The sequence below is a fragment of the Pseudomonas sp. RIT288 genome (assembly GCF_000631985.1).
GTDB lineage: Bacteria > Pseudomonadota > Gammaproteobacteria > Pseudomonadales > Pseudomonadaceae > Aquipseudomonas.
Genome location: NZ_JFYN01000039.1, coordinates 1 through 316 on the forward strand (window position 1 = coordinate 1; position 316 = coordinate 316).

1 protein-coding gene is annotated in these 316 nt (G+C 59.8%); it reads left to right on the forward strand.

Features of this window, described 5'->3' with window-relative positions:
- Positions 1 to 316: immunoglobulin-like domain-containing protein (locus BW33_RS21585; protein WP_047601094.1), on the forward strand; the 316-nt coding region annotated here is incomplete at both ends.

Here is a 316-nt window from a genome sequence, read left to right on the forward strand (position 1 = left end):
ACCATCACCATCGAAGTGGGTAAAACCACCGGCACCGTGACCACCACCGCGCCGAACGATGCGCTGAACGGTCACGAGCCACTGACCAACTCGATCACTGACGTGACTGGCGGCAACTACGAAAACCTCGTCGCCGACAAAACCCCGGTTTCGACCAACGTCACCGACACCGTCGACACCACCAACCTGTCGCTGACCGCTACCGGCACAGTGGCCGAAGGCGGTTCTATCGTCTACATCGCGACCCTGACCAATCCAGCCGGTACTCCGGTGACTGTGACGTTGAGCAATGGCTCCATCATCACCATCGAAGCCG